Genomic DNA, 25353 nt, shown 5'->3' with positions numbered 1-25353 from the left:
CGGCTCAGCCGTGCTCGACGTCGCCGTTGAGGGACTTGGCCAGATCCAGTAGCCGCCGGCGGGGACGCTCACCCAGCTGGTAGTAGGCCCGGATAAGATCCATGGTCTCCTTGCTGGCCAGAACCTCGCCGCCGCTCTCGCCCTCGGCCGCCTGGGCCTGAGCCGCCGCTGAGAGGCCGTCATAGAAATAGGCCACGGGAACCTCCAGGGCCTCCGACAGCTGCCAGAGGCGGGCGGCTGAGATCCGATTGGCACCGCACTCGTACTTCTGGATCTGCTGGAAGCGGACGCCGCAGGCGCCGGCTAGCTGTTGCTGGGTCAGACCCAGCAGGCGACGACGCCGGCGCAGACGCTTACCCAGGTGGACGTCAATCTCATTGCCCATGTCTCTTGCCCCCTTGTGGTTAAGAAGCCCGGCCGTCCCGATCGGGGACGGTCTGGGTTGACAGTGGCAAGTCGCGCGCCAAGCGACTGTGTTTCGCCTCTCCGAGGTCTCGGGATATGCGCCAAACTCAAGACAGGACGACTACATCAGTCCCAAAACCGGGTTCCACTTTTGCCGAACGCGCACTAGTACAAAGGATGGCGAGCGCCCGATCCTCCTGGCTCAAGACCTTCGCCCGCCGCCTCGGCTGGCGGCTGGAGGTCATGGCCTACGATGCTGTGACCTGGCTGGCGCGCCTGTTCCCGATCGATGCGGTGTCCGATTTCGGCGCAGCGGCGCTTAGCTGGCTGGGACCGATGACCAGCACCCACCGGGTGGCGGTGCGCAATCTGCAGATCGCCTTTCCGGACCTGACTCCGGCGGAGATCGACGCCCTGGCCGCCGAGCAGTGGCGCGAGATCGGCCGGACGTTTGCGGAGTTTCCCATTATCGACCGCATTGTCGCCGCGGGCGACCGGGTCGAAATCATCAATGCCGAGCGCCTGGCCGAGATTGCCCGCACCGGCGAACCGGTGGTGTTCATCTCTGGACACCTGTCCAACTGGGAGATCATGCCGGCGGTGATCGCCCATTCCGGCGTGGTCTGTCACATGACCTATCGGGCGGCCAACAATCCCTATTTCGACCAGCGCATCCGCGAGAACCGCTTCCGCTACGGGGTGCGGCTGTTTGCGCCCAAAGGGGGCGACGGGGCCCGCGAACTGCTCGACGCCCTGGGGCGGGGCGAGTCCGTCGCCCTGATGAACGATCAGAAGTTCAACGGCGGGGTCGCATCCCCCTTCTTCGGCAAGCTGGCCCACACCGCCCCAGGACCCTCGCGCCTGGCCCTGCGGTTTGACACGGTGCTGCAGCCCATGTCGGTGCAGCGCCTGGGCAAGGCCCGGTTCCGGGTCATCGTCCATCCGCCGATCAAGCCGATCGCCACTGGCGACCGCAGCGCCGACATCGCCCGGGCGGTGGAGCGGATCAATCTGTTCATGGAAGAGCGGATCGCCGAGCGTCCCGCCGAATGGTTCTGGGTCCATAAGCGCTGGCCCAGTGAGACCTACGCCCGCAAGCGGCGCTGAACCGCCTCAGGCGGCGCGGAACCCCACCAGGCTCATGGGATTGAGGTTGCGGTCGCGCCACTTCATCCGCCAGCAGAGGTGCGGTCCCGTGGCCCGGCCCTCGGCGCCGACGGCCCCGATCACCTGACCCTGGCTCACAGACTGGCCCGCCACCACGTCCAGGCGTGATAGGTGCAGATAGGCGCTGACCAGGCCCTGGCCGTGATCGATCATGATCAGGCCGCCCTCAAAGTGCAGACCGGTTTCGGCAAACGACACCAGGCCCCCAGCCGGGGCCACGATGGGCGTGCCCCGGGGGGCGGCCAGGTCGACGCCGTAATGCGGTCGGGCTGGCACGCCGTTCAAGATCCGCTGGCCGCCGAACCGCCCGGTCAGACGATAGGACGACAGAGGCAAGATGAAGCCCTCGCGGAAGTCGGTGCGCGGCGCCTGACTGGCGAACCCGGCCCGTTTCCGCTCTGCCTCGGCGGCGATGCGGGACAGCAGGACGGGATCTGTAGGGGCGACCTGATTGCGCGGCAGGCCGCTGATCCGCTGAATGTCGAAGTCGCCGGGTTGCAGGGTAATGGGCCGCCGGGTCTCGGCCCCGTCTGCGGCCACGCGCAGGACCTGTCCAACGGGCGCGTCCCGATCAAAGCCGACCACGAACCAGCCCTCAGGGGACGCCTGGCCCACTGGCATGTCGTCGAGAAACACCCCAGCGCCGGGCTGGGTCTGACCCACCGCCACACCACCCTGGATCAGGCGCCCGTCCAGGCGCAGGGGCAGGGAGGCCCCTTGCGCGCGCAAGGACGCTGGCAGGGCCAGGGCCGCCAGTCCACCAAGCAGGGTGGCGCGCCGATGCAGGGCGCGGCTCAGCTGCTGGTTTCCTTCCAGCGGGCAAAGGCCTCTGTGGGGCCGGCATAGGCTTCCTGCAGGGCCGGGCTCCAATAGCGCAGGGCCTGGAGGGGGATCTTCACCCCTGAGACGGCGCACACCACATGGCGGCCGGGCTTGAGGACGACGAACTCGCCGTCGCCATAATGCAGCACGGCAAGCTCGGCGGGCTTGCCGGAGAGGTCACGGTCATGGGCGTTCATGGGGCCAATCTAGCGTGCCGCCGCCGCCTCGAACAGACCTGAGGCATGCGCAAGCCTCAAGCGGTGCTCAGAACAGGTCGCCCTGCACCTTGCCGGGGTCAGCGGGGGAGGGGGCGGCCTTGCGGGGTTTGGGCCGGGGGATGGGGGGCGCCTCAGGCTCCCCACCGCCGCCGTCCACCACGGCGCTGCGGTGGGCGTCGGCAAACACCAGGGTGACGGTCTCGCCGGCCTCCAGGGCCGCCCCTTGCCGCGCCAGACTGCCATCGGCCCGGTGCACCCGGGCAAAGCCCCGGGACAGGGGGCGGTCGGGGTTCAGGGACTGGCGCAGCTTTTCCACCGCCGCCAGCCGCTCGGCCAGGCGCTCGGTCTGGCGCATTACTGCCGGGGCGAGCCGGGCGGTCAGGCTGTCCAGCCGCTGGCGGCGAACCTCCTGGGGGCGCAGCAGCAGGCCCGGCGACAGGCGGCTTGTGATGCGCACCAGGTCGCGCTCATGGGCCGCTGCGTTCTTCTGCAATCCCGCGCTCAGGCGGCCGGCCGCCAGGTTGAAGCGCTGGGCGGCCATCTCCACCAGGTCCGGTACGCGGGCCAGGCTGCGACCGGCGCTCTGCACCCGGCCCTGGCGGTCCTCCACCACGCGGCCGCCGCCTCGGTGCAGGCGGGCGTGCAGATCGCTCAACCCCGCCCGCAGCTCGGCCAGCACAGGCGTCGCCATTTCGGCCGCGGCCGTCGGCGTCGGCGCCCGGCGGTCGGAAACGAAGTCGATCAGGGTGGTGTCGGTCTCATGCCCCACCGCCGAGATGATCGGGATGTCGGCGGCCGCCACGGCGCGCACCAGGGCCTCGTCATTGAAGGCCCACAGGTCCTCCACCGAGCCGCCGCCCCGGGCGACAATGATGATGTCAGGGCGGGGCAGGTCGCCATGGGCCGGCAGATCACAGAAGCCGCGAATGGCCGCGCTGACCTGTGACGCAGCCTGCTCCCCCTGGACCACCACAGGCCAGACAATGACCCGGCAGGGCCAGCGATCGCGGATGCGGTGCAGGATGTCGCGGATCACCGCGCCGGTGGGGCTGGTCACCACCCCGATCACGGCGGGCATGGCCGGCAGGGGGCGTTTGCGGGCCGGCTCGAACAGCCCCTCGGCCGCCAGCTTGGCCTTCAGCCGCTCCAGCTGGGCCAACAGGGCGCCGACGCCGGCGGCCTCCATGGTCTCGATGACGATCTGATAGCGCGAGCCGGCCGGGAAGGTGGTGATCTTGCCGGTGACGATCACCTCCAGCCCCTGTTCGGGCCGGATGGACAGGCCCCGCACCGACCCCTTCCAGACCACCCCATCGATGGCGGCGCGCTCGTCCTTCAGGGTCAGATAGACGTGGCCATTGCCATGGTGGGTGACCTTGGACAGCTCGCCCCGCAGGCGCACAAAGCCATAGCGATCCTCCAGCGTCCGCTTGAGCGCGAAGGCGAGCTCGGAGACGGAGTAGGGCTGGGCATTGGAGTCAGGCGCGGCGTCGCTCATGACGCGAAGCTAGCCCGTCTCGCGGTAGGGCAAAACCGGGCGCGGGGAAAAACCTGGCGGGGGAGTTCAGCGCTCCGCTACGAACATCTGCGACAATGACCGCAAACGACCCTAGTCGGACCTTCCTCGGTCGGCTCGGGGCGGGTAAGCCCTGCTGAACACAAACCCCTGAGATAGGCATCGTGCGGTATTTGGCTCTTCCGAACATCATCGCAGCCGAGCGAAGTTCCGCTCCAGCGTTGCTAAGCACGCTCACCGTCGCTTTCGCCGCCGATCCCGTGTTTCGCTTCTGGTGGCCGGAACCGGCTGAGTATTTGAAGGTGTGGCCATCTTTCGCTTTGGCCATGGGGGAGCGCGGCTTTGACGCAAAGACAGTGCTTGCTACCAGCGACGCGCGGGCGGTGGCCTTCTGGCTGCCACCGGGCATCGAAGCGAACCCTGAGCAGATAGCTGCGCTCGATCTAGGAGGTTCGCCCGAGGACGATGAGATAGCGCGTGAACTCCGTTCGGAGATGGACCGCTATCATCCAGCGGCACCGCACTGGTATCTTTGGCTCATTGGCGTCGATCCCATCGCCCAAGGTCGAGGCCTCGGATCACACCTCCTAAGGCATACGCTGGCGACCTGCGATGAGCTGGGTGAGATCGCCTATCTGGAGAGTTCTGATCCTAGCAACGTGCCCTTTTATGAGCGGCACGGCTTCGAGCCCTTGGCTGAAATTCGCGTGCGGGACGTGCCCGTGGTCACGCCGATGATCAGGCATCCACGCTGAGAGAGGACAGCTCTCCCCCCTTCTCAGACGCTCCGCATGTCCGCTCGCCCGCCGGGCGCAGCGGCGCTAAACTGGGTCAGAGGCGGTGCGATATGACGAAGGACGTGAAGATACAGGTCGGCGGAACCCTTCGGGACGATCTCGTCGCGTTCAAGGACGCCTGGAAGCGGGCCGAGGCCGGCGATGATCGCCAGGAACGGGTGATCGCCTTTGAGAGCTGGGAGGGTCTCGCCTCGGTGATGACGGGGGAGCGCTACCGGCTGCTGCGGCATCTGCACGCCCATCCGGAGAAGTCGGTCAATGCGCTCGCCCAGGCCCTTCAACGACAATACCGCCGCGTCCATGAGGATGTGACGGTGCTGGAAAAGGCCGGGCTGGTGGAGCGGGTGGAGGGCCAGGTCCGCGCCACGGCCGACCGGCTGAGCGCGGTCGTCATTCTCTGACCACCCGGCCCCGCCCCCGCCCAATTAACTCGGGCAGCCAAGGTTAAAACGCTCGTATAGAGTGGTGATGGCCGCGAGCTCAGGACGAGCGTCGAAACCGCCGACCTTTTCGCCTTCCTGACGACCGCACCTTCGGAGCCTGTGAAGACGGCTCACCACCCATAGCGGCGGTCAGAAACGTCCGATTCATACCCTGATCCGGCCCAAGGACACCCAATCCCAGTGTCCACGTCACCGGCTTCCGTTCAGGAAGCCTGGCGCGATGCGGGCTCCGGCAGGATGGGCGAGGTGCGTTCCGGATGCTTACCGACGGCCCCCTGATAGAAGACGGCGACCTCCTTCATATCGGCCACATAGTCGCCGCTCGGGAAGATCGTGGGGCCGATCGTGATCCGTTTGCTGGGGAAGTCGATCGCGGCGCAGACGATGGGAACCTTGGCGGCCATGGCGATCGTGTAGAAGCCCGTCTTCCAACGATCCCGTCGTGCCCGGGATCCCTCGGGCGCGATGGTCAGGATGAGATTGTCGCGACGCGCAAACTCGGCCGCCATCGTCCCGACGATGTCCAGGGCCTGGGACCGGTCCACCGGGACGCCGCCGAGATCGCGCATGGCGCCGGCCAGGGGCCATCGGAACAGGGAGGATTTGCCGAGGAAGCTCAGGTCCAGATTCAGGGCTTCCGCGCCGCCAAGAAAGCCGACGAAATCCCAGTTGCTCGTGTGCGGGGCCCCGATGAGCACAAACTTCGGGTACGCCGGTCGCGGCCCGTGAACCTTCCAGCCCTGCATCTTGAACAGCAGCCCGAGGGTCAGTTTGATTGCATCTGCGAGCGCTGGCATAACGCAGTTTCAGTCGATTCAGCGACGCCGGGCAAGCAAAGCCTTGCCGGGTGCGGGCGACCCGGAACCCCCTGCCAATCCCGCCATGACCCGGTCGAGGCGGCGGGTGACAGGCTCCCGGTCTGTCCGACCTGTCGGGGCAGGGCCCTGGCCCAACCCGACCCAAAGCGGCGGTTGGAAGGGTCTGCTTGAGAGTAGCCGTTCCCGGCCGTGCTGGAGCCTAGCCTCGCCCCCGAACTCATGGCGTTGTCGTGCCATCGCTGAACGGGGCAGTCGCGCACAGATGAGCCTTGGTTGGATTGCTGCACTCCTGGGACTGGCGTTCCTCGACGCGATGAACCCGTTTTCGATCGCTGCCATGGTCTTTCTGCTGAGCACCGATCGGCCAGTACTGTGGGGCCTGGTTTTTTTGGTCGGGACCTTCGCCGTCTATCTGTTCGGGGGAGTGGTCCTGCTTGAGGGGTGGCTCGTCGTGCTGCGGACGTTCCTCCCGTCCTTGCCCGGGTGGGCACCGGGAGGCCTCGAGATGCTGGCCGGCGGGCTGGCCTCCGCTCTTGTTCTGGCCGGCATCGCACTGCTCATCGACGGGGCCAGGCGCGTGTTCGCGGTCCTGGTCTGAAGACAAAGTCGCGCGTCCCACCCTTCTCACCCTGCCGCTGATCGTTTGCGCATGGCTTTGGGGGTATGCTCGGATTGTGCTTGGGGTCGGTGGAGCCGTCCTGCTCCACGCGGCCTACAATGTCCCTGCGGTTATCGGAATGATCGCTTTGATGGCTCTGCAGAGCGCCTGAAAGCGTGCCGAGGCTGGCGATGACCTCCCGGCCCCCAAGCGGGCTGTGAACCCCCTGGCGCGCCGGGCCGATCTCAGAGTCTCGTCAGATATAGCGCCGCAGGGAGCGGGCGAGGTCGGAGCCGCCGGCGCGCTTTTTGGCCTGGGCCGGCTGATAGGCCACCCGGGCATGTTCGGTGCAATAGGGGCCATCGCTGCAACGGCGGCCGCAGAAGGTGAAGCTGTCGCTGGAGGGGTCGCCGATCGGCCACTTGCACATGTGGGCGCCGAGCGTCAGCACGGTGGCCGAGCCCGGGGCTTCGTCCACATAGCGCACCGGGGCCGTCGCCGGGGCGGCGGCCTCGGTCTCCACCGGTTCAGCGATGCGGCGCGGCGCCGAGGGTGCGGCGGCCGCAGCCCGCTGGGGCCTCGGCGCCTTGAACACCGGACGGGCCGGCTTGGACGGAATGGCCCGGCCTGACAGGCCCAGGCGGTGGACCTTGCCGATCACCGCATTGCGGGTGACGCCGCCCAGTTGTTTTGCGATCTGGCTGGCCGAAAGGCCGTCCTGCCAGAGCTTTTTGAGTGTCTCGACTCGCTCGTCAGTCCAACCCATCAGAGCCTCCCAAACCGGCCGCCTGCTTCGGTGGCCACCCCGCGCGGCCGGCCGAAACAATATGTTGTGGGGCGTGCTGTCGTCTCACCCCCCGGACTACCAGATATCGTAAAGACTTCCTTAAGGGCCACAATAGGCGCCCCTGGTTCCATCCACAGGAACTACATATAGCGTCCGAAGGTCGCGGACTTGCGGCCCGAGCCGTCCCGGCGCAAAAGTGGGTCATGAATGATATGACCCCGCTCCGCGCCGCCGAAATCGCCACCGCCACGCCGCCGGCGCCAAGGGCCTATCGCGGGTTCAACTGGCCGGGCTTCCGCACCCTCTATCTGCGGGAGGTGAAGCGATTCTGGAAGGTGGGCACCCAGACCCTGGCGGCGCCTGTGGTGACGTCGCTGCTCTATATGATGGTGTTCGTGGTCGCCGTGGGTGGGGCGCGGCCGACGGTGGCGGGGGTGGCCTTCGCCACCTTCATCGCGCCGGGCCTGATCATGATGACCGTGCTCAACAACGCCTTCGCCAATTCCTCCTCCAGCCTGCTGCAGGCCAAGATCAATGGCCTGGTGGGGGACTTCATGACCCCGCCGCTGACGCCTCTGGAACATGTGGCGGGTTTTGCCCTGGGGGCAGCGACCCGGGGCCTGGCCGTGGGCGCGGTGACCTGGCTGGCCGTGCTGCCCTTTGCCGACCTGCCACTGACCCACCTGTGGGCGGTGCTCTATTTCGCCGCCGTGGCCTCGATGATCCTGGGCTTGCTTGGCATCATGGCCGGGCTTTGGGCGGAGAAGTTCGACCACATGGCGGCGGTGTCCAACTTCGTCATCATGCCCATGACCTTCCTGTCGGGGACCTTCTATCTGGTCGACCGCCTGCCCGAGCCGTTCCGCACGGCCAGCCATTTCAACCCGTTCTTCTATCTGATCGACGGGTTCCGCTATGGCTTCATCGGCAAGGCTGAGGGCTCCCTGATCACCGGCGTGGGGATGACCGCGGGCATCGCCATTACGTTCGCCTGTGTCTGCCTGTGGATGTTTGAGAGCGGATACAAACTGAAGACCTGAGGCGCAAGGCCAGGCCACAGGCTGGCGGTGAGGCCACAGCCAAAGGCCCGCCGTTCCCCTGACCCTGCGAAATCATTGACAGCCTGGGGTTTGCGCCAGAAAAGGTTGAGCCTCTCAGTCCCCGTCGCCCGGCGTGCGGGGACGTTTCCTTTGGAGGCCCCCTCCCGTGACCGACAAGACCGCGACACCCGCCGCGACCGTTCCCAGCGACCACATCATGGGCGTCTATAACCGCGCCCCGCTGGCGTTCGAGCGAGGCGAGGGCGCGCGACTGTTCACGGCGGACGGCGAGGCCTATCTGGACTGTATGGCCGGCATCGCGGTGAACGCGCTCGGCCACGCCCATCCCCGCCTGGTTCAGGCCCTGAAGGACCAGGCCGAGAAGCTCTGGCACGTCTCCAACATCTTCAAGATCCCCGGCCAGGAGGCCCTGGCCAAGCGCCTGTGCGCCGAGACCTTTGCCGACGTGGTGTTCTTCACCAATTCCGGGGCTGAGGCCGTGGAATGCGCCATCAAGACGGCGCGGAAGTATCACTGGGCCCGGGGCAATCCTGAGCGGGTAGACATCATCGGCTTCGAGGGCTCGTTCCACGGGCGCACCGTGGCTGCGGTCAACGCCTCGGGCAACGCGTCCTATCTGGAGGGCTTTGGCCCGCCGCTGCCGGGCTTCATTCATCTGCCTTACGGCGACCACGACGCCCTGCGCGCGGCCATCGGCCCGACCACGGCGGCGATCATCATCGAGCCGGTCCAGGGGGAGGGCGGCGCCCGCTCCCTGCCGGTGGCCTGCATGACGGGCCTGCGCCAGCTGTGTGATGAGCAGGGCATCCTGCTGATCTATGACGAGATCCAGTGCGGCCTCGGCCGGACGGGCCGCCTGTTTGCCCATGACTGGGCCGACGGCGCGGGCAATCCCGACATCATGTGCGTAGCCAAGGCCCTGGGCGGCGGCTTCCCGGTGGGGGCTTGCCTCGCCACCATCGAGGCCGGTGCGGCCATGAGCGTCGGCTCCCACGGCTCGACCTATGGGGGCAACCCGTTGGCCATGGCCGTGGGCGAAGCGGCCCTGGACGAGTTGGCCAAGCCCGAATTGCTGGCCCATGTCCGCGACATCGCTGGCTATTTCAATCAGCAGATCGCCGGCTTGAAGGACCGCTTTCCCGACGTGGTGGCCGATGTGCGCGGCAAGGGCCTGCTGATCGGCGTCAAGCTGGTGACCCCCAACCGCGAGTTCATGCAGCATGCCCGCGACGAGCATCTGCTGATCGCCGGCGGCGGCGACAACTGCATCCGACTTCTGCCCCCCCTGACCCTCACCCAGGACGAGGCGCAGGAGGCGGTCGAGCGGTTCGAGCGCGCCTGTGAGCGGGCGCGCGCCAAGGCCCAGGCGGCGGCCTAAGGTTTTCACCCCCGGCGCTGATGCCGGGAGACATCAATCAAGGACCCCGCGCGCAGCACGCGTCACTTCGAATTTCCGGCGCAGGCGCGGGGTCGACGGGATTTCCCTTCGATGACCTCTTCACCGAGACATTTTCTCGACCTCTGGCGGATGGAGTCCGCGGACCTGCGCGCCATCCTCGATGACGCCAAGGCCCGCAAGGCCGCCCGGTCCGGCTGGCCCAAGGGCAAGGTGGACGCCGACGCCCCGGCCCGCGACCGGGTGCTGGCGATGATCTTCGAGAAGCATTCCACCCGCACCCGCTTCTCCTTTGACGCGGCCATGCGCCAGCTGGGGGGCGATGTGATCATCTCCACCTCCGCCGACATGCAGCTCGGCCGGGGCGAGCCCATCGAGGACACCGCCAAGGTGCTGTCGCGGATGGTGGACGCCGTCATGCTGCGGGCCAAGGTGCATGAGGACCTGGAGCGCCTGGCCCTGGCGTCTTCGGTGCCAGTGATCAATGGCCTGACCGACAAGAGCCATCCCTGTCAGATCCTGGCCGACCTCCTGACCTTCGAGGAGCATCTGGGGCCGGTGAAGGGCCGCACGCTCGCCTGGGTCGGCGACGGCAACAATGTCTGTTCCAGCTTCATCCATGCGGCCGGCAAGTTCGGCTTTAAGCTGAACATCGCCTGTCCGACCATCTACCATCCCGACCTCACCGACCTGGCCCGGGCCTCTGAGATGCAGGCCAACGTGGTGATGACCGATGATCCCAAGGCCGCCGTGCGCGGTGCTGACTGTGTGATCACCGACACCTGGGTCTCCATGGGCGACACCGACCATGAGGCAAGGATTTCCGCCTTTGAGCCCTATCAGGTGGATGACGGCCTGATGGATCTGGCGGCCCAGGACGCCATCTTCCTCCACTGCCTGCCGGCCCACAGGGGGGAGGAAGTCACCGACGCCGTCATGGACGGCACCCGCTCGAAGATCTGGGACGAGGCGGAAAATCGCCTGCACGCCCAGAAGTCGATCCTGGCCTGGTGCTTCGAAGCGATCTGAGGCGGCGATAGAGCCGGGCTCGCAATCGGGGCGCGAGGCACCTATATGGCCTCCCCATGCCCCAGAACACGCTGCTCATCCCCGACGATGTCGTCGCCCCGTTCCAGATCGAGGACGCTGCGGTCCGTGGCCGTCTCGTGCGGCTGGGCCCGGCCATCGACGAGATCCTGGCCGCGCACGCCTATCCCGAGGCCGTGGCCAACCTGCTGGGGGAGACCTGCGCACTGGCAGCCCTGGTGGGCTCCGCACTCAAGTTCGAAGGCCGGCTGATCGTCCAGGCGCAAGGGGATGGCCCGGTGCGCTACGTGGTCGCCGACTATGACACCGCCGGTCACCTGCGGGGCTATTGCCGGTTCGACGCCGATGCTGTGGCCGAGGCCTCAAAGGGCTTTGTGCGGCCCGGCGCCCGCACCCTGCTGGGCGGCGGGGTGTTCATCATGACTGTCGACCAGGGCCCGGACATGGACCGTTATCAGGGGGTCACGGCCATCGAGGGCGAGACCCTGGCGCTGTGTGCCGAGCAGTACTTCGTCCAGTCCGAACAGACCCCGACGCGGGTCCGGCTGGCCGTGGGTCAGGCCGATGTGGGCGATGGCCTGCGCTGGCGGGCCGGCGGCATGCTGATCCAGAACGTGGCCGAGGATCAGGCCCGGGGCTCCACCGAAGAGCCCTGGACCCGCAGCCAGGCCTTCTTCGAGACCATTGGCGAGGACGAACTGCTCGACCCGACCATTTCGGGCCAGACCCTGCTATTCCGCCTGTTCCACGAGGACGGGGTGCGGGTGTTCGAGGACCAGGCGCTGGCTGCGGTCTGCCGGTGTTCGGAAGACCGCATCCGTGGGGTCCTGGCCTCCTTTGATGCCGCAGAGCGCGCCGACATGATCGAGCCCGATGGGCGCATCCACGTCACGTGCGAGTACTGCGCCCGCACCTACCGGCTTGAGCCCGAGAGCCTGACCGGCGGCTAAGCCTGGTCCAGGGCCCGCTCCACGTCCCGCTGCAGGTCCTGAGCGCTCTCCAGGCCGACGCTCATCCGTACCCAGCCCTCGGTGAGGCCGATGGACTCCCGCTCAGCCGCTGGCATCGAGCGGTGGGTGGTGGTGCAGGGGTGGGTGGCCATGGACTTGGCGTCGCCGAGGTTGTTGGAGATGTCGACGATCTGCAGGGCGTCCAGGAACCGCCAGGCGGCCTCACGGCTGCCGAGGTCAAAGGCCAGTACGTTGCCGCCGCCGGTCATCTGCTCAGCGATGATGGCAGCCTGGGGATGATCGGACCGACCACAATAGACGGTCTGGCGCACCTTTGAGTGCGCGGCCACGGCGTCCGCCACATGGGCGGCGTTGTCGCTCTGACGGCGCACCCGCAGGTCCAGGGTCTCCAGACCTTTGAGCAGCACCCAGGCGTTGAAGGGCGAGAGCGCTGGCCCGGTATGGCGCAGGATGTCCTTATAGGACTCCAGCATCACCTCTTCGCCGCCCAGGATGGCGCCGCCCAGCACGCGGCCCTGGCCGTCGATATGCTTGGTGGCCGAATAGACGACGATGTCGGCACCCAATTCCAAGGGCTTCTGGAAGATCGGGGTGGCGAACACATTGTCCACCACGAGCTTCGCACCGCAGGCCCGGGCGATCTGCGCCACCGCAGCGATGGGGGTCACCTCCAGCAGGGGATTGGCCGGGCTCTCCACCAGGAAGCAGCGGGTATTGTCGCGTACAGCCGCCTGCCAGGCGGCGGGGTCGACGGCGTCCACATAGGTCACCTCGACGCCAAAGCGCGGCATCCACTCCGACAGGATCCAGCGGCAGGAGCCAAACAGGGCCCGGCCGGCCACGATGTGGTCGCCCGCCCGCACGAGACCCGTCAGGGCCACATGCACCGCCGACATGCCTGACGCCGTGGCCCGGCAGAGGTCAGCCCCCTCCAGCAGGGCCAGCCGGTCCTCGAACATCTGGGTCGTGGGGTTACCAAACCGCTGATAGATGAAGCCCGGTGCCTCGCCGGCGAACCGGGCGTCGGCGGCGGCTGCCGTGTCATAGGCAAAGCTCTGGGTGAGAAACAGCGCCTCGGAGATCTCGCCATAGGGGGTGCGGGCCATGCCGCCCCGGACCAGCTTGGTCTCCAGGTTCCAGTCGCGCGGATCTTCGGCCATGGGGGCTCCTCCCGGCAGGCAAGCAAGGCCTGCGCATCAACCGCCTTGCGGGGCTGGGGTCAAGGCCCGGCGCTAGGCTCTGGCCCTCAGACAGCCGCTTGTCAGACTCATGGCCAGCGGCGAGTGTCGCGGGGATGACAGCGCCCCTTCTCCCGCCCGGAATCCTGCCCTGCCAGGCCATTGATGCCCTGATCGCCCAGGGTGCCATCACCAGCGCCCGGCCCTTCGACGCCGATCAGGTCCAGCCCGCCAGCCTCGACCTGCGCTTAGGCGTGCGGGCCTGGCGGGTGCGGGCCTCCTTCCTGCCGGGCCTTGGTCGTAAGGTGGTCCAGCGGCTCGAGGACGTGGCCATGCATGAGCTGGACCTCTCCCGCGGCGCGGTGCTGGAAAAGGGCTGTGTCTATATCGCCGAGCTGCAGGAGGCACTGGCCCTGCCCCCTGGCATCTCGGCCCGGGCCAATCCCAAGAGTTCGACCGGTCGGGTGGATGTCTTTGTGCGTCTGCTCACCGACCACGGGGCCGCCTTTGACGATGTGGCCGAGGGCTATGCCGGGCCCATCTATATGGAGATCGCCCCCCAGACCTTTTCTGTGCTGGTGCGGGCCGGGACGAGGCTGAACCAGCTGCGGCTCAAGCGGGGGGAGCCCCCCAAGCTCGATCTGCGCAGCGTCGGCGTCGATCTCACCGAAGGGGTGGCGGGCTTCCGCGCCAGGCGCCATGCCGGGGTGATCGACATGGACAGGGAGGACGGCCACGACCCCCGGGACTTCTGGGAGCCGCTGGTCCCGCGCCGGGGGGAACTGCTGCTCGATCCGGGCGAGTTCTACATCCTGGCGTCCAAGGAGGCCGTGGAGATCCCCGTCCTTCAGGCCGCCGAAATGACCCCAATTGACCCCTCAGTGGGGGAGTTTCGGGTGCATTATGCGGGGTTTTTCGACCCTGGATTTGGCACAGAAGAGGCTGGCGGCCAGGGCTCGCGCGGGGTGCTGGAGGTGCGCAGCCACGAGACCCCCTTCCTGCTGGAGGACGGTCAGACCGTGGCCCGTCTGGTCTATGAGCCGCTCACCGAAAAGCCCGAACGGCTCTATGGCGAGGGGGGCTCCCACTACCAGCGCCAGGGGCTGAAGCTGTCGAAACACTTCCGCCCCTGGGGCTGAGCAGCTTGGGCGTTTAGCCCATTTTGAACACGCAGAGCTTGTTGCCGTCGGGGTCGCGGAAATAGGCACCGTAGAAGTTCGGGATGCGGATGCCCGGTGCGCCCTCATCGACGGCCCCGGTCTTCAGGGCGAGCGCGTGGATCTCATCCACAAGTTCGCGGGACGGGGCGGCCAAGGCAACCATGGTGCCGTTGCCGGCGCTGGGGCTTTCGCCGTCATAGGGGGTGCAGACGCTGAGCATCGGCCCCTGGCCATTGGAATAGCCCTGCATCCGGTCGTTGCCGAAGGCCGGCTTGGCACCCAGGGGGCCAAGCACGGTCCCGTAGAAGCTCTTGGCGCGGTCCAGGTCGCCGACGCCCAGTGTGACATAGCCGATCATAGGTAGGTCCTCCCCATATGTGATGGGCGAGACCCTAGCTGAGGTGACGGGCGGGGAAGCAAGGGCCGATAGCTGCGGCGCTGCTGGCCGGTTGACATCGCCCCCTCGCGCCCCCGATAGGTGTGTCCGACGCGGCCGTAGTTCAGAGGTAGAACGTCAGCTTCCCAAGCTGAATGTCGGGGGTTCGATTCCCCCCGGCCGCTCCAAGACTTCCTCGACCTGGGCCACCGGCCGCCAGAGTCGGGGGCAAACTCCTCAAATTGGTTGCTTGCAGACTTTCGGCACCCAAAGTGCCATGTTAGCGGCGCTGGCTGAGGGAGGGTCGTTTTCTGATCCTCCGGGTCCATGCTAGGTTTGGGACCAGGATAACGGGCTGCCGAACGATTATGGTTCAACGTGCGATACCGCTCCCGCCTGAGGGCATCCGCGAGGCCAGTGTCCGCGAGGCCATGGCGATCATCGAACGCGAAGGGCTAGCGAGTCTGTCGCTGCGGGATGTTGCCCGACGGCTGGGGGTGTCGCATCAAGCGCCCTACAAGTACTTTCCCACCCGAGATCACCTCCTGGCCGAGATCGTCGGGCGCTGCTTCGACGAGTTTGGCGACGCGCTGGAGGCTGCCATCGCCAACGAGCCCGACCTCGATCTGGCGCTGATGGCGATGGGGGCCAGCTATCTGAATTATGCGGCGGCGCATCCCTCGCATTACGGCCTGATGTTCACCTCGCCCCTGCCGGACAAGTCGGTACATCTGGACATGGCGGAGAAGGCCAGCCGGGCGTTTCACGTCCTGCGCCGGGCAGTGCTGGCGCTGCATCTGCATCACGGTCAACCAGAACCGGAGCGGCGCGCCGACCAGGACGCCCTGCATCTCTGGGCCACCATGCACGGCCTGGCCACCTTGCTGCAGCATGACTCCATCAAGGTGCTGGGTCTTGATCAGGCGCTGTTGCAGGCCGCGCCCCTGCACGCCTTCATGAGCATTGCTGCGGCCATGATCCCTGGTGGCTGTGACGATTCCACCCTCTAGAAGATCAAAGGCCAAGACCCGACCTTGATCCGGGGCGCGTCCCTTGACCATTGCTTTTCTGAGATAATTTTGCCTCACCGGAAAGATCTCAACCGGACCCAGGCCTAGAGGTGGTCGGTTACCCGGATCGGTGACTGAAGACCCAATGTGGGCGCCCGGGGGGCTGGGGGCGTGTTGACGCTGTCAGCATCACCGTTAAAGCCTGATTCATAAATGTGAGGTCAGGACGCGAAAGACGGTCGCGCCTCGCACTTGTGACAGGGGTAGTCAGATGACTGTGATCGAACTTGCATCCTATCGCCAGACGGCGCGCGCGCGCAGCCTTGGGGATGTGGCGCCAGCGATCGCTGACATTGTCGAGGTGCTCTCGAAATCCGGTGGTGCCCTGCATCGCTCCGACGTGATCAAGCGGATTGCCGAGCGTCGGGGGGTGCGGCCAGGGCCGGCGCGTCAGCAGCTTGAGATCGATGTTCTCGCGGCCTTCGACCGCTATATCGCCTTTGCCGCCACCCGCAAGCAGCCCCCCCTGCTGCATCTGCCCTTTGGCCCGGGCAGCTACCGGTGGTCCTTGACCGAGGCCGGCAGCAAACTGCTCCGCCGGGTCCATCAGCGTCAGAGCCAGAGCGTAGGCCGCTAGAGTCGCCTGTCAGGCTCGGACTGATGGCCCTTAGCCAGCAGGCCACTGGGACAGGATCGTGGGGGCGTCGAAATAGTCCCGCCAGTAGGTGATCTTGCCGTCCTGGACTTCAAAGACCCCGGTGACGGGGAGCTCCACCCACTTGTCGGCCAGCTGGTGCCGGTCAAGGCGCTCCATGAAAACGGTCGAGCCCTGGACCGCTTGACGTAACAGCTGGAAATCGTTGCGCAGGGTCGGGGCGAAGAAGGGTTCCAGCAGACCACGGACTCCGGCGGGGCCATAGACCACGGGCAGGGGCGGCGGGTTCACATACTCGCACTGGTCGGCCACCCAGCGCATGGCCGCATCGTAGTCCATCTGCTCCATGTCTTTCAGGAACTGCAGAGTGACGTCGAGGGGCGAAGGGGCGGGCATGGGGCTCTCCTGAGGCCTGCAAGGATGGCCTGCAAGCTGCGCCAGTGGCTCTGCCCGCCGCAATGACCTGGCGGGTTGTTATGACGTCAGGACGCGTCTGGGGTCTCTGACGGTGGATGCGGTGTCAGGATCATGGTCTGCCCCTCCACCCGCCAGCTGGCCAGCCGGACCAGGACATTCATGCCCAGGATGTCGACGGGTCCCAGGCTCGGAGAAATGGCCACCGCCAGGTCTGTGGCGGTCAGGCCCCCCAGCCGCAATTCGTCCACCGAGGACGGCCGCGCCTGAACAATGCCATTGCCGGTGCGCGCGTAAATGGGGTTGAGGCCCGGCGTGGGACTGAGGCCCGCGCGCTGGGCGGTGTCCACCGACAGGGTGGTCAAGGTCGCCCCGCTGTCCACCAGCATCCGGGTTTCGATGCCATTGAGGGTCACCTGCGCCCAGAAGTGGCCGTCGGGGGACATGCGCAGACGCACCTCCTGGCCGCTGACCACCTGGCGGTCAGCACCCACACGGTCGAGCAGGGGTGCCAGCCAGGGCTGATAGGGTGCCTGCTGCAGCAGAAAGAAGATGCAGAGCGCCAGCACGCCAAAGGAGAACACGGTGTGCAAGGCCTGGCCCACATGGGGCAGCTTCGGCAGCAGGGTCAGCAGCAGGGCTGCGGCCAAGGCATAGAGGGCCAGCTGCTGCCAGTGGGGAAGAGCGTCGAGCATGTGTTCCCCCTTAACGGCTGTGGCAGCGGCGCGATCCCGGCGAGATCAGCCTTTGAAGCCGACGAAGGTCGCGGCCTCGGCCACGGACTTGCGTTCGGAGACCACCGCATTGGCCGGGAAGGTGTCATCTGGCCAGCCGAGCGCGATGCTCTTCATGATGACCTGATCCTCGGCGATGCCCGCATGCTCGCGAACCACCGGTGACTGCATGATGCCCTGGCTGTTGATCACCGCGCCAAGGCCCCTGGACCAGGCGGCGTTGACCAGGGCGGTGGTGACCGCGCCGCAATCGAAGGGGGTGTCGTCGCTGCCGTCCAGGACACGGTCATAGGTGACGATGATGCAGACCGGCGCGTCGAACTGGCGAAAGCCGCGCAACACCCAGTCCTGACGCATCTCCTTGTCATCCCGAGCGATGCCCATGGCGGCGAACAGCTGCTTGGCCACCCCCACCTGGCGGTCCCGGTGCTGGCCCTCAAAGGCCTGGCCGGTGCGGAACTCCCGGGACTGCGGCACCCCGGCCACCGTCCGCTCGGTGTTGCCGGCCCGGATCCGGTCAAGGGGCTCGCCGGTGATGACGTAGAAATTCCAGGGCTGAGTGTTCATGGACGACGGGGCCCGCATGGCCAGGGTCAGGATCTCCTCGATCAGTTCCTTGGGAACCGGGTCTGGCTTGTAGCCGCGGATGCTGCGGCGACCGAGGATGACGTCATCAAACTGCACGAGGGGCCCCTGGGATAATTGGCGCGGCTTCTAGAGCGCGTTCTGTCGGAATTGAATCTGGTTCTACGGTCGAAAGGCCCGCCGACCCTAGACTCAAAATTCTGATTCAGCGTTCAGAGGATTTCGTCTGGTCCCCGTCGGCCCCTAGTCCTCGCTCCACATGCGCAGCAGGGCGGCGATGGTTTTGTCCAGACGCAGGGGCACCGCCTCAGGGCCAAGCTCATCGCGGACCTGTTCGAGGTCATGCAGGACCTCGCGCTGGTCGGGGCGGCGGATCCGGCTCTGGATCCAGCCGACGCAGGCCAGCCGGTGGCCAGAGGTCACTGGAGCCACCCTGTGCAGGGCACCTGTGGGGTAAAGCACGGCGCTGCCCGCCGGGGGTCGGAACCCATGTTCGCCCGAGAGGTCCTCCACCAGAAGGTCGCCGCCCCCATAGGCGTCCGGGTCGGATAGAAAGAGGGTGAAGCTGAAGTCAGTCCTCAAGGGCCAGCCGTGCTCGTCGACCATGGCGGCATTGTCCACGTGCTGACCGTATTGTTGCCCCGGCCCATAGCGGGAGAAGATCAGGTTCGACCAGCGGGCTGGCCGCACCAGGCTGCGCATCACCGGGTGGCGCTCCAGGGCCAGCCGCACGGGCCGGGCCATGGCGATCACTTCGGGATCATCGCCCCGGGCCTGCTGATTGTCTTTGACCTTTTGGGCTGCGGGTCCGGCGGTCGCCCGTCCATCCTGGAAGGGCGCGCGGGCCAGCCCCGCCTGGAGCGCCTGCAACTGATCGGGGCTCAGGACATCGCTCAGTATGATCAACGGGACCTCCTCACCGGCTCAGGCTGTTCCCCTCCATAGCTGAGGATGGGTCGGGGCGGCGCCCTTGTCAGGCCTGTTGCCCTCGCCCATCTTTGGTCTGCGAACCGGGCCCCTCTGGCACCGCCAAACTGTTGGTGGTTGCGATGTCGGACGCATCACCTCGTCCCGCGAGGTTCGATAGCGCCGCGCGCCGTTGCACCTCCTCGATTCAGAAGGAAGTCCCGATGCCCCTGCTCATGTGCCCCAATGACAACAGCCCCATGCAGACCGTAGAGCGCTCTGGCGTCCAGTTCGACATGTGCCCGACCTGCCGGGGGGTATGGCTTGACCGGGGGGAGCTGGAAAAACTCATGGAGTCCGCCGCCCGGGATGCCGTCCCGCTCCAGCCCCAGGCGCCCCCGCCTCCCCAGGCTCCGATGGGTGCCCCCCCCTATCGCGCCCCGCCGCCGCAGTGGGGCGGTGGCTATGGTGAGCGCGGCGAACGGGGGGAATATGGCGAGCGCGGCGAGCGTGGGGAGCGCGGCGAATATGGCTATGGCCCGGGCTACAGGAAGCGGCCCTCGATCTTCGACATCTTTGACTGAGTCCACGTCATTGGCCCGGCGATGGGCGTTGTCGGGCTGGAAGTTGAAGCCTCAGGCTACGTCCTTCAGCACCGTCTCGATGGCGGTGAGCCGGGCCTTGATTTCTGCCAAGCCATCCAGAAGGTCCTGGTGGGAGGCGTTGCTCTTCTGACTGGCCCTGGCCTGCATCACGAGGGCGCCGTAGCGCATCCCGAAGACCAGCAGGATCGTGGCCAGCGGCATGCTGAGGGCGAGGAGGAAGGTCTGTTGTTCCATGTCGGTCCTTATTGCTCAGGTTTTTCGGATAGGGATGGTGCCAAGGCGGCGATCAACTCCGGTGTCAGCTCCAGACGGAACGGCTGAATTTCGAAGTACTTCAGAGCCTTGCCGTCGGCCGAGAGCTCCAGCTGGCTCGAAACCAAATTGGCGTCCTCCAGCTTGCTCAGATGCAGGTGGAGCAGAGGCCGGCTGATTCCGATCTCCCGGGCCAACTGGCTCACATAGTTCCGCCCCCCCAGGCTCAGGGCCGCCAGGATGCGCAGCCTGTGGGGATTGCTGAGCGCGGCGAGGGTGAGTGCTAGCTCGTCTCCAGAGGTCAAAATGAATGCCCGCCTTTCATGTGTCAGTTATTTCTGACGCATGAAAGAAAGTCAACTCTCTGCTTCGCTTGAGGCCCCTGTGCCCAGACGTTGGTGAAAAAGCCCCACCGCGCTTGACTCCGTACCGTGGTCCTTAGGGCATCACGGACTCCAGTGACGGCGCAGAGGGAGTCCATCCGGATGATCGACCGCGGCAGACGCACGGTTTTGCGGGGCCTGGCTGGGGGGGCCGGCCTGGCGACCGCGCTAGGGCTCATGCCGGCCTGGGCGCAATCAGGGCATGGGCGTCTGCGCACTGATCCCGGCGTTCTGAGCGGTGCCGACATCCAACTGCGCGTCGGGCATTCGCCCTTCACTGTGGGCGGGCGCACCGGCCACGCCATCACCGTCAATGGAACTGTGCCCGCGCCGCTTATCCGTCTGCGCGAGGGGCAGGCAGCCCGGCTGTCGGTGACCAACACCCTGGACGAGGACACTTCGATCCACTGGCACGGGGTGCTGCTGCCCTTCCAGATGGATGGGGTGCCGGGCGTCAGTTTCCCCGGCATCGGGCCGGGTGAGACGTTTCAATACGAATTCCCGGTCATTCAGTCGGGCACGTTCTGGTACCACTCCCACTCCAATCTGCAGGAGGCGATGGGCCACTATGGGCCGCTGATCATCGACCCAGCCGGCGCTGACCCGGTAGCCTATGACCGCGAGCATGTGCTGGTCCTCGCCGACTGGAGCTTCCTCCATCCCCATGAAATTCTCGACCGGCTGAAGAAGAGCCCCGGCTACTTCAACCGCGCCCGGACCACCCTTGGGGGCCTGATCTCCGGCGAGGATGGGATGAGCCTGGAGGAACGGCGCATGTGGGGGGCCATGCGCATGGACCCGCGCGACATCGCCGACGTCAACGGGACGACCTACACCTATCTGGTCAACGGCCATGGGCCCGCTGAGAATTGGACGGGCCTGTTCAGCCCCGGCGAGCGGGTGCGGCTGAGGATCATCAATGCCTCGGCCATGTCGATCTTCAATGTCCGTATTCCCGGCCTGCCTATGAGCGTGGTCAATGCCGATGGCGAGAATGTCCGCCCGGTGGAGATTGACGAGTTTCAGATTGCCGTGGCCGAGACCTATGACGTCATCGTCCAGCCGACCGAAGACCGCGCCTATACCCTGGTGGCCGAAGCGGTAGACCGCTCAGGTCTGGCCAGGGCGACCCTGGCACCGCGCCTGGGCATGACGGCGGAGGTTCCGCCCCTGCGCAAGGTCCCGACCTTGACCATGCGCGACATGGGGATGGGGGGCATGAGCGGTATGGGAGCCATGGACCATTCGGCCATGGGGCATGGTTCGGCGATGGATCATGCCACCATGGGTCATGGGGCCGGCGGTCACGACATGCGCAACCCTGACAATGCGCCCGCCGCGATGGCGGTGGGCGTGGGCGTCGACATGATCTCGCCAGATCCGGCCAACCGGCTGGGTGAGCGGCCCATGGGGCTGGAGGACGTAGAGCACAGGGTGCTGGTCTATACCGACCTGGTGTCCCTGGCGCCCAACAAGGACCCGCGGCCCCCGTCGCGGGCGCTGGAGATTCACCTGACCGGCAATATGGAACGGTTCATGTGGGGCTTCGATGGCCGCAAGTTCTCCGAGATTGTCGAGCCGATCGCATTTGCCCGCAACGAACGGGTGCGGGTGACGCTGGTCAACGACACCATGATGGCCCACCCGATCCACCTGCACGGCCATTTCTTTGAACTGGTCACCGGCGGGCCAGCGGGACATCAGCCCCTGAAGCACACGGTCAATGTGGCGCCAGGGTCCAAGGTGACGTTTGACCTGACGGCCGATGCGCCGGGCGACTGGGCCTTCCACTGCCATATGCTGATGCACATGCATGCGGGCATGTTCAACGTGGTGACGGTGCGGCCCCTGGACGAGGCGCCGGCATGACCTGCTGGCTCCCCGGTCTGGTTCTGCTGCTTCTGGTTGCGGGTCAGGCGCAGGCTCAGGACCACGCCGCTGGTCACGGCCAGGGCGCGCCAACGGTCGATGCGCATGCCGGTCACGATATGGGCGGTCACGGTATGGGCCCTGGGGCCAGCGGCCCGCCGGACGTCCCGACCAGCGTCGATGATCCTGGCCGCCCCCGCAGACCGCCGCCGCCGCGCGCAGCCCTGGCTGGACCGGCCCACGCCGCCGACGCCCTGTGGGGCCAGGACCAGATGGCGCGGGCCCGGGAAGGTCTGCTGCGCGAAAACGGCGACATGCGCACCACTGCAGTGATCATCGACCGACTGGAACTGCGGTCTGCCGACAGCGAGACCCATTTGCTGTGGGATGTGGGCGGCTGGTCGGGCGGTGACATCAACCGGTTCTGGTGGAAGGCCGAAGGCGAGGGCGATTTCGACAGCGGCGCGCTCGAGGGCGAAGTCCAGGCGCTGTTCAGCCGTGCGGTCTCGCCGTTCTGGGACCTGCAGGGAGGCCTACGGCAGGACCTCATTGAGGACGGAGACGACCTGACCCATCTGGTACTGGGGGCACAGGGGCTGGCACCCTACTGGTGGGAGGTGGATGCCGCCGTCTTTTTGTCGAGCAAGGGCGATCTGACCGCACGGGTTGAGGCCGAATACGATCAGCGTCTCACCCAGCGACTGATCCTGCAGCCGCGGATCGAGGTCGAGGCCTCGGCGTCCAACATCCCTGAGCGGGGCCTGGGGGCTGGCCTGACCCACCTCGAGGCAGGCCTTCGCCTGCGCTATGAACTGGCCAAGGAATTTGCACCCTATGTGGGGGTCGATTGGAGCCGCGATCTGGGCGCGACCGCCGACCTGACCCGCGCCCGCGGGGGCGATCTGACCCATACCGTGTTTGTCATTGGCCTGCGGGCCTGGTTCTGAAGGCGTTTTGCATGCGACCGATCATCCTGGCCTTGTCCCTGTCCTTGGCGATCTCTGTCCCGGCTCTGGCGCAGGACCCCCATGCGGGTCATGGCGCCCCTGAGGCTGTGAGCGACCACGCCGCCCATGGGGTGGTCACCAGCCCCGCTGAAGGGGAGATGCTGGCAGGGTCGCCAGACTGGTTCACCATCACATTTGCCCACCCCATGACCCTGACGGCGGTCACCGTTGCGGTCGAGGGCCAGGCCCCCAGGACGGTGCCTGTGGCGGCGGCGGCGGCGACCACCGAGGTTTCAGCCGAGCTGCCGACCCTGGCGCCCGGCCGTTATGTTCTGAACTGGACGGCCCAAGGCGCTGACGGGCATCAGATGGCCAGCGCGGTTCAGTTCATGGTCCACTGATCTGCCCGGTGGCCTGTCCCTGAAAGGCAGCGATGATCGGGCAGGGACCGCTGTCGGTGGCATCGCAGGCCCCGGCCAGGCGTCGCAGCGAGGCCCTGGCTTCCACCAGATCCTCGATGGCCTGGTCGAGGGCCGCCAGACGCTCGGTGGCCAGGGCCCGGGCGCGATCGCGATCATCGCTGGCGTCCAGCGACAGGAGTTCCTTGATCTCTTCCAGGGTGAAGCCCGCGGTCTGGGCCGAGCGAATAAAGCGCAGGCGGCGGACATCCTCCTCCCCATAGCGGCGGACGCCGGTCCCCACCCCGTCGCTGGACCAGCGGTCCGGCGTCGGCATCAGACCCCGTCGCTGGTAGAACCGGATGGTCTCCACCCCCACGCCGCCTTCGCGGGCCAGGATGGCGATGGTTCTGGCCTTCATGATTGACTCCGTACTGATGTACGGAACCTAGGGTCGGGTCCAAGGATTACAAGGCCAGGAGCCTCCATGACCCCGTCGCCGAAGACCGCCGTGCTGCATCGCATGGTGATGAAAGACCACACCTGCCCCTGGGGGCTGAAGGCTAAGCACCTGCTGACCAGCCGGGGCTATCAGGTCGATGACCGGTGGCTGACTTCCCGGGAGGAGACTGACGCCTTCAAAGCGCAGCATGGGGTTGCGACCACGCCGCAGGTGTTCATCGACGGCGTTCGGATCGGTGGTCATGACGATCTGCGTCGCCATCTGGGGCTCAAGGTCCGCGACCCCAAGGCGACCACCTACACCCCGGTCCTGGTGGTGTTTGCCACTACGGCCATCATGGCTGCGATGATCAGCCTGGCGGTCTACGGGACCGTGCTGACTCAGCAGACGGCTGTGTGGTTCATCGCGCTCTCGATGATGGTTCTGGGCATGCTCAAGCTGCAGAACATCGAGAGCTTCTCGACCATGTTCCTGAACTACGACCTGCTGGCCAAGCGCTGGCCGCCCTATGGCAAGGTCTATCCCTTTGCCGAGTTCGGGGCCGGTGCTCTGATGACGGCGGGTGTTCTGACCTGGCTGTCGGTGCCTGTGGCCCTGGTGATTGGGATCATCGGTGGGGTGTCAGTGTTCAAGGCGGTCTATCTGGACCGCCGGCAGCTGAAATGCGCCTGCGTCGGCGGCGACAGCAACGTGCCCCTGGGCTTCCTCTCGCTGACCGAGAACCTGATGATGATCGCCATGGCGGTCTGGATGCTGGCCATGGCGCTGTAGGACTGATCCCGCCAGAGCAGGTGCAAGCGCCACTGGCGCAACGGTGATTTGGCGGGGAGGTGGGGCCAAGCTAGGCTTTGGTTGACACTGTTCCGGAGCCCCTATGCGATCATCCCTGAGCATCCCCCTTGCTGTCCTGACCGTCCTGGCGCTTGGGGCCTGTGGCGAGGCTGATTTGGCCCAGGCTGGACGTAACGCGGCGTGGTCGGCGGTGGAGGCCGCCAATCCGGAGCTCTCCCAGGGCCTGCGGGCGGCCCAGATCCTACGACAGGCGGCCACCACCTGTGGTTGGGCCGATGTGGACGCTGCGGCTCTGGCCCGAATTGGCGTCGCCGGGATCGAGGAGCCCATGCTGCGGGCTGCGGCCGAAAGCCTGGTTGAGGACCTCCTGACCGGCCCCGGTGCCGCCGAAGGGGCCGGTGCAGCCGCCTCCGATTGCACCCCTGAAACCCGCCGGGCCCTGGAAGCCCAGGTCGCAGCCATGGCCGGAGGCGAGGCAGGCGAGGCCAGTGAAGGCGGAGAGGGCGAGGCGGCTGAGGGGGGCTGGTAGCCCTCCGGCGTGCGCCGGCCCCCATCGATCAGAATGCGTGACAAGGCTAAG

Annotated in this window: 32 protein-coding genes and 1 tRNA gene; 18 read left to right on the top strand and 15 right to left on the bottom strand. The window is 66.6% G+C overall.

The window, feature by feature from the left end; genetic code table 11:
• Positions 1–4 precede the first annotated feature (4 nt).
• A complete protein-coding gene (locus MH112_RS13900; protein WP_296568807.1) occupies positions 5–385 on the bottom strand; it encodes a helix-turn-helix transcriptional regulator in 381 nt (126 codons plus the stop codon).
• A 197-nt stretch (positions 386–582) separates the two neighbouring features.
• Between MH112_RS13900 and MH112_RS13895 the strand changes: the two genes are divergently transcribed.
• Complete coding sequence (locus tag MH112_RS13895) at positions 583–1512, top strand: lysophospholipid acyltransferase family protein (RefSeq protein ID WP_296568805.1); 930 nt, start codon at positions 583–585, stop codon at positions 1510–1512.
• A gap of 6 nt (positions 1513–1518) precedes the next feature.
• Here MH112_RS13895 and MH112_RS13890 read toward each other — a convergent pair whose 3' ends face one another.
• The 3 genes from MH112_RS13890 to xseA all read right to left on the bottom strand — a co-directional run bounded on the left by MH112_RS13890 (position 1519) and on the right by xseA (position 4110).
• Positions 1519–2301 (bottom strand): M23 family metallopeptidase, encoded by a 783-nt coding sequence (locus MH112_RS13890; protein WP_296568803.1) that lies wholly within the window; start codon positions 2299–2301, stop codon positions 1519–1521.
• A gap of 65 nt (positions 2302–2366) precedes the next feature.
• Positions 2367–2591: a DUF2093 domain-containing protein gene (locus tag MH112_RS13885; protein ID WP_296568800.1), complete on the bottom strand. Its 225-nt coding sequence runs from the start codon at positions 2589–2591 to the stop codon at positions 2367–2369.
• A 67-nt stretch (positions 2592–2658) separates the two neighbouring features.
• Positions 2659–4110 (bottom strand): exodeoxyribonuclease VII large subunit, encoded by a 1452-nt coding sequence (xseA, locus tag MH112_RS13880; RefSeq protein WP_296568799.1) that lies wholly within the window; start codon positions 4108–4110, stop codon positions 2659–2661.
• 182 nt (positions 4111–4292) lie between these two features.
• Between xseA and MH112_RS13875 the strand changes: the two genes are divergently transcribed.
• Together MH112_RS13875 and MH112_RS13870 are read left to right on the top strand one after the other, a co-directional pair.
• Entirely contained in the window at positions 4293–4883 is a 591-nt protein-coding gene (locus MH112_RS13875; RefSeq protein WP_296568796.1) for a GNAT family N-acetyltransferase, read from the top strand.
• Between the two features lie 92 nt (positions 4884–4975).
• A complete protein-coding gene (locus tag MH112_RS13870) occupies positions 4976–5326 on the top strand; it encodes a MarR family transcriptional regulator (RefSeq protein ID WP_296568793.1) in 351 nt (116 codons plus the stop codon).
• Between the two features lie 245 nt (positions 5327–5571).
• Here MH112_RS13870 and MH112_RS13865 read toward each other — a convergent pair whose 3' ends face one another.
• Entirely contained in the window at positions 5572–6165 is a 594-nt protein-coding gene (locus MH112_RS13865) for a lysophospholipid acyltransferase family protein (protein ID WP_296568791.1), read from the bottom strand.
• A 283-nt stretch (positions 6166–6448) separates the two neighbouring features.
• Between MH112_RS13865 and MH112_RS13860 the strand changes: the two genes are divergently transcribed.
• A complete protein-coding gene (locus MH112_RS13860) occupies positions 6449–6784 on the top strand; it encodes a GAP family protein (RefSeq protein ID WP_296568788.1) in 336 nt (111 codons plus the stop codon).
• Between the two features lie 256 nt (positions 6785–7040).
• Here the strand turns inward: MH112_RS13860 and MH112_RS13855 are convergent, their stop codons facing one another.
• Positions 7041–7550 (bottom strand): GcrA family cell cycle regulator, encoded by a 510-nt coding sequence (locus tag MH112_RS13855; RefSeq protein WP_296568786.1) that lies wholly within the window; start codon positions 7548–7550, stop codon positions 7041–7043.
• Between the two features lie 224 nt (positions 7551–7774).
• Here MH112_RS13855 and MH112_RS13850 point away from each other — a divergent pair, with 224 nt between their 5' ends.
• The 4 genes from MH112_RS13850 (at position 7775) to MH112_RS13835 (ending at position 12025) form a co-directional block, all read left to right on the top strand.
• The gene (locus MH112_RS13850; protein ID WP_296568783.1) at positions 7775–8611 is read left to right on the top strand and encodes an ABC transporter permease; all 837 of its coding nucleotides are present in this window, start codon (positions 7775–7777) and stop codon (positions 8609–8611) included.
• A 217-nt stretch (positions 8612–8828) separates the two neighbouring features.
• Complete coding sequence (locus tag MH112_RS13845; protein WP_296568892.1) at positions 8829–10010, top strand: aspartate aminotransferase family protein; 1182 nt, start codon at positions 8829–8831, stop codon at positions 10008–10010.
• Positions 10011–10121: 111 nt separating this feature from the next.
• Positions 10122–11057 carry an ornithine carbamoyltransferase gene (gene argF, locus MH112_RS13840; RefSeq protein WP_296568781.1) on the top strand — a complete coding sequence of 312 codons (936 nt, stop codon included), beginning with the start codon at positions 10122–10124 and terminating at the stop codon, positions 11055–11057.
• Between the two features lie 56 nt (positions 11058–11113).
• Complete coding sequence (locus MH112_RS13835) at positions 11114–12025, top strand: Hsp33 family molecular chaperone (protein WP_296568780.1); 912 nt, start codon at positions 11114–11116, stop codon at positions 12023–12025.
• Here the strand turns inward: MH112_RS13835 and metZ are convergent.
• Positions 12022–13206: an O-succinylhomoserine sulfhydrylase gene (metZ, locus tag MH112_RS13830; RefSeq protein WP_296568777.1), complete on the bottom strand. Its 1185-nt coding sequence runs from the start codon at positions 13204–13206 to the stop codon at positions 12022–12024. The two genes, MH112_RS13835 and metZ, sit on opposite strands and share 4 nt — an antisense overlap.
• 134 nt (positions 13207–13340) lie before the next feature.
• On the opposite strand from metZ, the gene MH112_RS13825 reads away from it, so the two are divergent.
• Positions 13341–14363, top strand: coding sequence for a 2'-deoxycytidine 5'-triphosphate deaminase (locus tag MH112_RS13825; protein ID WP_296568775.1), 1023 nt, complete (start codon positions 13341–13343; stop codon positions 14361–14363).
• Between the two features lie 13 nt (positions 14364–14376).
• Here the strand turns inward: MH112_RS13825 and MH112_RS13820 are convergent, their stop codons facing one another.
• Positions 14377–14742 carry a VOC family protein gene (locus MH112_RS13820; RefSeq protein WP_296568772.1) on the bottom strand — a complete coding sequence of 122 codons (366 nt, stop codon included), beginning with the start codon at positions 14740–14742 and terminating at the stop codon, positions 14377–14379.
• Between the two features lie 131 nt (positions 14743–14873).
• On the opposite strand from MH112_RS13820, the gene MH112_RS13815 reads away from it, so the two are divergent.
• The 3 genes from MH112_RS13815 to MH112_RS13805 all read left to right on the top strand — a co-directional run bounded on the left by MH112_RS13815 (position 14874) and on the right by MH112_RS13805 (position 16407).
• A tRNA-Gly gene (locus MH112_RS13815) sits at positions 14874–14948 on the top strand.
• A gap of 180 nt (positions 14949–15128) precedes the next feature.
• Positions 15129–15770 (top strand): TetR/AcrR family transcriptional regulator, encoded by a 642-nt coding sequence (locus MH112_RS13810; protein ID WP_296568769.1) that lies wholly within the window; start codon positions 15129–15131, stop codon positions 15768–15770.
• A gap of 271 nt (positions 15771–16041) precedes the next feature.
• Positions 16042–16407: a hypothetical protein gene (locus MH112_RS13805; RefSeq protein ID WP_296568767.1), complete on the top strand. Its 366-nt coding sequence runs from the start codon at positions 16042–16044 to the stop codon at positions 16405–16407.
• A 30-nt stretch (positions 16408–16437) separates the two neighbouring features.
• Here the strand turns inward: MH112_RS13805 and MH112_RS13800 are convergent, their stop codons facing one another.
• From MH112_RS13800 to MH112_RS13785, 4 genes are all read right to left on the bottom strand, one after another.
• The gene (locus MH112_RS13800; RefSeq protein WP_296568764.1) at positions 16438–16821 is read right to left on the bottom strand and encodes a limonene-1,2-epoxide hydrolase family protein; all 384 of its coding nucleotides are present in this window, start codon (positions 16819–16821) and stop codon (positions 16438–16440) included.
• An 86-nt stretch (positions 16822–16907) separates the two neighbouring features.
• Positions 16908–17534 carry a retropepsin-like aspartic protease gene (locus MH112_RS13795; RefSeq protein WP_296568761.1) on the bottom strand — a complete coding sequence of 209 codons (627 nt, stop codon included), beginning with the start codon at positions 17532–17534 and terminating at the stop codon, positions 16908–16910.
• Positions 17535–17579: 45 nt separating this feature from the next.
• On the bottom strand, positions 17580–18257 hold the full coding sequence (locus MH112_RS13790) for a nitroreductase (RefSeq protein WP_296568759.1): 678 nt from the start codon (positions 18255–18257) through the stop codon (positions 17580–17582).
• Positions 18258–18401: 144 nt separating this feature from the next.
• A complete protein-coding gene (locus tag MH112_RS13785) occupies positions 18402–19064 on the bottom strand; it encodes a Fe2+-dependent dioxygenase (protein WP_296568756.1) in 663 nt (220 codons plus the stop codon).
• A 224-nt stretch (positions 19065–19288) separates the two neighbouring features.
• Here MH112_RS13785 and MH112_RS14990 point away from each other — a divergent pair, with 224 nt between their 5' ends.
• A complete protein-coding gene (locus tag MH112_RS14990) occupies positions 19289–19648 on the top strand; it encodes a zf-TFIIB domain-containing protein (RefSeq protein ID WP_365787389.1) in 360 nt (119 codons plus the stop codon).
• Between the two features lie 51 nt (positions 19649–19699).
• Here the strand turns inward: MH112_RS14990 and MH112_RS13775 are convergent, their stop codons facing one another.
• Both MH112_RS13775 and MH112_RS13770 read right to left on the bottom strand, forming a co-directional pair.
• Positions 19700–19903, bottom strand: coding sequence for a hypothetical protein (locus MH112_RS13775; protein WP_296568753.1), 204 nt, complete (start codon positions 19901–19903; stop codon positions 19700–19702).
• An 8-nt stretch (positions 19904–19911) separates the two neighbouring features.
• The gene (locus tag MH112_RS13770; RefSeq protein ID WP_296568751.1) at positions 19912–20226 is read right to left on the bottom strand and encodes a helix-turn-helix domain-containing protein; all 315 of its coding nucleotides are present in this window, start codon (positions 20224–20226) and stop codon (positions 19912–19914) included.
• 180 nt (positions 20227–20406) lie between these two features.
• Here MH112_RS13770 and MH112_RS13765 point away from each other — a divergent pair, with 180 nt between their 5' ends.
• From MH112_RS13765 to MH112_RS13755, 3 genes are read left to right on the top strand one after another with little or no spacing between them, the layout of a single operon-like run.
• Positions 20407–22173 (top strand): copper resistance system multicopper oxidase, encoded by a 1767-nt coding sequence (locus MH112_RS13765; protein ID WP_296568747.1) that lies wholly within the window; start codon positions 20407–20409, stop codon positions 22171–22173.
• Positions 22170–23120 (top strand): copper resistance protein B, encoded by a 951-nt coding sequence (locus tag MH112_RS13760; protein ID WP_296568744.1) that lies wholly within the window; start codon positions 22170–22172, stop codon positions 23118–23120. Before MH112_RS13765 ends, MH112_RS13760 begins: the two co-directional genes overlap by 4 nt.
• A gap of 11 nt (positions 23121–23131) precedes the next feature.
• Entirely contained in the window at positions 23132–23521 is a 390-nt protein-coding gene (locus MH112_RS13755) for a copper resistance protein CopC (RefSeq protein ID WP_296568740.1), read from the top strand.
• Here MH112_RS13755 and MH112_RS13750 read toward each other — a convergent pair.
• On the bottom strand, positions 23508–23939 hold the full coding sequence (locus MH112_RS13750) for a MerR family DNA-binding protein (RefSeq protein WP_296568738.1): 432 nt from the start codon (positions 23937–23939) through the stop codon (positions 23508–23510). The two genes, MH112_RS13755 and MH112_RS13750, sit on opposite strands and share 14 nt — an antisense overlap.
• A 66-nt stretch (positions 23940–24005) precedes the next feature.
• Here MH112_RS13750 and MH112_RS13745 point away from each other — a divergent pair, with 66 nt between their 5' ends.
• On the top strand, positions 24006–24752 hold the full coding sequence (locus MH112_RS13745) for a glutaredoxin (protein ID WP_296568735.1): 747 nt from the start codon (positions 24006–24008) through the stop codon (positions 24750–24752).
• A 103-nt stretch (positions 24753–24855) separates the two neighbouring features.
• A complete protein-coding gene (locus tag MH112_RS13740) occupies positions 24856–25302 on the top strand; it encodes a hypothetical protein (RefSeq protein ID WP_296568732.1) in 447 nt (148 codons plus the stop codon).
• Positions 25303–25353: the final 51 nt, after the last annotated feature.

Origin of the sequence: Phenylobacterium sp. (assembly GCF_022402485.1) — a bacterium.
GTDB lineage: Bacteria > Pseudomonadota > Alphaproteobacteria > Caulobacterales > Caulobacteraceae > Phenylobacterium.
This window is presented reverse-complemented; position numbering and strand designations above follow the sequence as displayed.

Coding starts and splice junctions, on each gene's coding strand:
- MH112_RS13900 (WP_296568807.1), bottom strand. CDS start 385: ATGGGCAATGAGATTGACGTCCACCTGGGTAAGCGTCTGCGCCGGCGT.
- MH112_RS13895 (WP_296568805.1), top strand. CDS start 583: ATGGCGAGCGCCCGATCCTCCTGGCTCAAGACCTTCGCCCGCCGCCTC.
- MH112_RS13885 (WP_296568800.1), bottom strand. CDS start 2,591: ATGAACGCCCATGACCGTGACCTCTCCGGCAAGCCCGCCGAGCTTGCC.
- xseA (WP_296568799.1), bottom strand. CDS start 4,110: ATGAGCGACGCCGCGCCTGACTCCAATGCCCAGCCCTACTCCGTCTCC.
- MH112_RS13870 (WP_296568793.1), top strand. CDS start 4,976: ATGACGAAGGACGTGAAGATACAGGTCGGCGGAACCCTTCGGGACGAT.
- MH112_RS13865 (WP_296568791.1), bottom strand. CDS start 6,165: ATGCCAGCGCTCGCAGATGCAATCAAACTGACCCTCGGGCTGCTGTTC.
- MH112_RS13860 (WP_296568788.1), top strand. CDS start 6,449: ATGAGCCTTGGTTGGATTGCTGCACTCCTGGGACTGGCGTTCCTCGAC.
- MH112_RS13855 (WP_296568786.1), bottom strand. CDS start 7,550: ATGGGTTGGACTGACGAGCGAGTCGAGACACTCAAAAAGCTCTGGCAG.
- MH112_RS13850 (WP_296568783.1), top strand. CDS start 7,775: ATGAATGATATGACCCCGCTCCGCGCCGCCGAAATCGCCACCGCCACG.
- MH112_RS13845 (WP_296568892.1), top strand. CDS start 8,829: ATGGGCGTCTATAACCGCGCCCCGCTGGCGTTCGAGCGAGGCGAGGGC.
- argF (WP_296568781.1), top strand. CDS start 10,122: ATGACCTCTTCACCGAGACATTTTCTCGACCTCTGGCGGATGGAGTCC.
- MH112_RS13835 (WP_296568780.1), top strand. CDS start 11,114: ATGCCCCAGAACACGCTGCTCATCCCCGACGATGTCGTCGCCCCGTTC.
- metZ (WP_296568777.1), bottom strand. CDS start 13,206: ATGGCCGAAGATCCGCGCGACTGGAACCTGGAGACCAAGCTGGTCCGG.
- MH112_RS13825 (WP_296568775.1), top strand. CDS start 13,341: ATGACAGCGCCCCTTCTCCCGCCCGGAATCCTGCCCTGCCAGGCCATT.
- MH112_RS13820 (WP_296568772.1), bottom strand. CDS start 14,742: ATGATCGGCTATGTCACACTGGGCGTCGGCGACCTGGACCGCGCCAAG.
- MH112_RS13810 (WP_296568769.1), top strand. CDS start 15,129: ATGGTTCAACGTGCGATACCGCTCCCGCCTGAGGGCATCCGCGAGGCC.
- MH112_RS13805 (WP_296568767.1), top strand. CDS start 16,042: ATGACTGTGATCGAACTTGCATCCTATCGCCAGACGGCGCGCGCGCGC.
- MH112_RS13800 (WP_296568764.1), bottom strand. CDS start 16,821: ATGCCCGCCCCTTCGCCCCTCGACGTCACTCTGCAGTTCCTGAAAGAC.
- MH112_RS13795 (WP_296568761.1), bottom strand. CDS start 17,534: ATGCTCGACGCTCTTCCCCACTGGCAGCAGCTGGCCCTCTATGCCTTG.
- MH112_RS14990 (WP_365787389.1), top strand. CDS start 19,289: ATGCCCCTGCTCATGTGCCCCAATGACAACAGCCCCATGCAGACCGTA.
- MH112_RS13775 (WP_296568753.1), bottom strand. CDS start 19,903: ATGGAACAACAGACCTTCCTCCTCGCCCTCAGCATGCCGCTGGCCACG.
- MH112_RS13765 (WP_296568747.1), top strand. CDS start 20,407: ATGATCGACCGCGGCAGACGCACGGTTTTGCGGGGCCTGGCTGGGGGG.
- MH112_RS13760 (WP_296568744.1), top strand. CDS start 22,170: ATGACCTGCTGGCTCCCCGGTCTGGTTCTGCTGCTTCTGGTTGCGGGT.
- MH112_RS13755 (WP_296568740.1), top strand. CDS start 23,132: ATGCGACCGATCATCCTGGCCTTGTCCCTGTCCTTGGCGATCTCTGTC.
- MH112_RS13750 (WP_296568738.1), bottom strand. CDS start 23,939: ATGAAGGCCAGAACCATCGCCATCCTGGCCCGCGAAGGCGGCGTGGGG.
- MH112_RS13745 (WP_296568735.1), top strand. CDS start 24,006: ATGACCCCGTCGCCGAAGACCGCCGTGCTGCATCGCATGGTGATGAAA.
- MH112_RS13740 (WP_296568732.1), top strand. CDS start 24,856: ATGCGATCATCCCTGAGCATCCCCCTTGCTGTCCTGACCGTCCTGGCG.